The 3,389-nt window shown below is 68.6% G+C and carries 1 protein-coding gene and 2 pseudogenes; 1 reads left to right on the top strand and 2 read right to left on the bottom strand.

The window, feature by feature from the left end; all coding sequences use genetic code 11:
• Both JNW87_RS36480 and JNW87_RS36475 read right to left on the bottom strand, forming a co-directional pair.
• Positions 1-539: hypothetical protein (locus JNW87_RS36480; RefSeq protein ID WP_238455278.1), on the bottom strand; the 539-nt coding region annotated here is incomplete at its 3' end.
• Positions 540-1,031: 492 nt separating this feature from the next.
• Positions 1,032-1,706: pseudogene (locus tag JNW87_RS36475) on the bottom strand (DedA family protein); the annotation flags it as partial.
• Between the two features lie 124 nt (positions 1,707-1,830).
• On the opposite strand from JNW87_RS36475, the pseudogene JNW87_RS36470 reads away from it, so the two are divergent.
• Positions 1,831-3,173: pseudogene (locus JNW87_RS36470) on the top strand (transposase).
• Positions 3,174-3,389 lie beyond the last annotated feature (216 nt).

The raw sequence follows: 3,389 nt of genomic DNA, 5'->3' as shown, positions 1-3,389 counted from the left end.
CACTGGGCGTAGGCGTCCGGGTAGGCCGACACCTGCACCGTCTGGGCGGCCTCGGTCAGCGGCATGTCCTGCCACCCGTCGACCTGCTTCAGACCCTTCAGGAACGCGGTCGTGGCGTACTCGGGGTCGGTGATCTGCTCCGGCGAACCCCAACCACTCGACGGGCGCTGCTGGAACAGGCCCAGCGAATCGTGGTCGTTGCGGTCACCCAGGTGACCCAGGTTCTCCAGCTTCGACTCCTGCAGGCTGGTGGCGATCGAGATCACGGCGGCCCGCTCCGGCAGACCGGCCTTCTTCGTCGCCGCGATGATCGCCTCCGCGTTGGCGGTCTGCTCGTCGTTCAGGTCAATCTTCGACTGGGCGCCCTGCACACCATGCGGAATCAGCTTGCCCATGTCCGGCTTGTCAGCCTGCACCGCGACCGGGCTCATCGCCATGGTCGGGGTGGCGTCGTGGTGGTTCAGCGGACCGGCGGCCAGCCCACCGGCGAACGCCAGACCAGCAATACCCAGCACGCTCTTACGCAGCATCGTGTTCATGACAAAGCTCCTTGGGGGTTGGCGCACACCCGGTGGGGGCCGGGACATGCGCAAGCACCGTCAGGCGCTCAAAAGCAAAAGGGGGAAAAGTCTCTGCCCGGTCCGCGGGGGCGGGGAGCCTCAACGCGGGTCCGCCAAGCGGTAATACCTGATCGCGGCGCCGGGACCATGTGTAACGACCGCCGGCCCGCCATCATTCCCGGGGCCCGTCCGCCGGCCCGTCGAGCGGGCCAGGTACTCGGTCGTACGCGAGATACAACGACCCCGCCCCGGCCACGATTCCGGCCCGAGGATGCCACCGGTCACACCCAGAAACCGGACATCCCACCCAGACGACTCACACGACCGACCCGCCAGCCGGCAAGATCCATCCAGCCTGCGGCACACGGGGCCGCACCACGCCCGGAGACACCACCCTGCCGCAACCCGCGACGATCTCGACGGGACACGCGAACCGCCCCACCCGGAACCCATGGACGCACCCGGCCCAGGTCAGGGGTGTGGCCCGCCGTGACCGGCGCAGGGATCAAGCCTGACCGCCCGAAGCCGGGCACGGCGGGCCACACCCCCCACCGCAACCAACAAGGGACCACAAGGGACGGCAGCCACCGACGCGTTACCGCCGATCGTCGAACTCCTCACCCGTCCACCAACCACCCCGACGGTCCCCCGCTGGCCCGACGACCCGGCCGGCTGGTCCGCCGCACCTTCCCGGTCCCGCCGCGCCCGCCGCACCCGGGTGAACACGAACCAGCCGACGGCCGCCGCGCCGGCGCCGATGACGACGTTCTGGAAGGTGCCCACGTACGTCTCGACCAAGTGCCAATTCTCCCCGAGCAGGTAGCCGGCGAGGACGAAGGTGGTGTTCCAGAGCAGGCTGCCGAGCGTGGTGTAGAGCAGGAAGACCGGCACGCGCATCCGCTCGATGCCGGCCGGGATGGAGATGAGGCTGCGGAAGATCGGAATCATCCGGCCGAAGAACACCGCCTTCACGCCGTGGCGGAGGAACCAGGTCTCGGTGCGGTCGACGTCCGCCAGCTTCACCAGCGGCAGCCGGGCCGCGATGGCCCGCATCCGGTCCCGTCCGAGGGCGGCGCCGACGTAGTACAGGGCCAGCGCCCCCAGCACCGAGCCGAGGGTGGTCCAGCCGATCGCCCCGAGCAGGGTGTGCAACTGTTGGCTGATTAACTACTTCCACCTGAAAAAGTCGGCGCGTGGCGGTCCGTCTTCGGGCGCCGTGTGATCGAGAGGATGGCCTCGAACCCTTGGGCTAGAAGGGATCGAGGCCATGGTGTTTCGTGCCGTAGGCGATCAGCCGTCGTTATTCGAGTCGGCGCTGCCAGAGCAGCTGCTTCGGCTTCCGAACGAGTTGGCTCGGATCGACGTGCTGCTGAATGACCGGGCGTTCTTCGCGCCGTTCGTACCGTTTTCGATCTCCGGTTGGGTCGGCCGTCGACGCCGATGGAGACCTACCTGCGGTTGATGTTTCTGAAGTTCCGCTACCGGCTTGGGTACGAAAGCTTGTGCCGGGAGGTCGCGGACTCGATCACCTGGCGGCGGTTCTGCCGGATCCCGCTGGACGGGTCGGTGCCGCATCCGACGACGTTGATGAAGCTGACCACCCGATGCGGGTCGGCGGCGGTGGAGGGCCTGAATGACTCAGGTCTGCTGGCCAAGGCGATCCGGCGGATCGCGGCCACCGGCAAGCGGATCCAGGCCGCCGGCGGGGCGACCCGGCCCAGGGTGCGAGACCGTTCCCGCTCGGCGGGAAAGCGGGCACATGCCATCGGCGCGAAGCTGCGCAGCCGCAGCGCCGCCGGTCGGGACGAAGCGTTGGCGGGGGTGCGCCGGGTGACCGGGGAGCTGGCCGACCTGGCTGAGACCACCTGCACCGATGCCGAGCGGCTGCTGGCCAACGCCAAGCGGTCGCTACGCCGGGCCCGGGCCAAGGCAGCAGCCACCAAGGTCGCTGGTGGTCAGCCTGATCCCGCTGTCGGACGGCGCCGCGGCCGGCTGGCCCGCGCGGTGAACGACCTGGAGGACCTGGTCCAGGCGACCCGCCAGATCGCCGCGCAGACCCGGCAGCGGCTGTCCGGCCAGACCCCCGACGGCGCCAACCGACGGGTCAGCCTGCACGACCCGGACGCACGCCCGATCGCCAAGTGACGCCTCGGCAAACCCGTGGAGTTCGGCCACAAGGGACAGCTGGTTGAGGGCGACGACGGCATCGTCGTGGACTACACCGTCGAGCACGGCAACCCCGCCGACGCACCCCAACTGGCACCCGCAGTCGAGCGGGTCATCCACCGCACCGGACGCACCCCGCGCACCGTGACCGCCGACCGAGGCTACGGCGAGAAAAGCGTCGAGGACGCCCTCACCGACCTCGGTGTCCGCAACGTGGTGATCCCCCGCAAGGGCAAACCCACCGCGACCCGCAAAGCCATCGAACACCGACCGGCGTTCCGACGAACCGTGAAATGGCGAACCGGATGCGAAGGCAGGATCAGCACCCTCAAACGCGGATACGGCTGGGACCGAACCCGCATCAACGGAACCGAAGGCGCCCGGATCTGGGCCGGACACGGCGTCCTGGCTCACAACCTGGTCAAGATCAGCGCCCTCGCCGCCTGAAAGCCACCCAGGGAGAGATCTGCTACCACCCCAGACCCGGCGAGTCCCAGAGCAGCCAAGCCTGCTCAACGAGAACCGCCGTTTTTCAGGTCGAAGTAACTAAGCGAACCTATGTGGTACGTTCTTGATCATGTCGTTGCTGCGTCTGGGTCCGGCCGCTGAGTACATCGGTGTGCATCCTGTGACGCTGCGCCGGTGGGCGGATGAGGGACGGGT

Origin of the sequence: Micromonospora sp. ATA51 (assembly GCF_016802855.1) — a bacterium.
Taxonomy (GTDB): domain Bacteria; phylum Actinomycetota; class Actinomycetes; order Mycobacteriales; family Micromonosporaceae; genus Micromonospora; species Micromonospora sicca.
The sequence above is the reverse complement of the archived record's forward strand: the minus strand, read 5'-3'. Positions and strand labels throughout refer to the sequence as shown.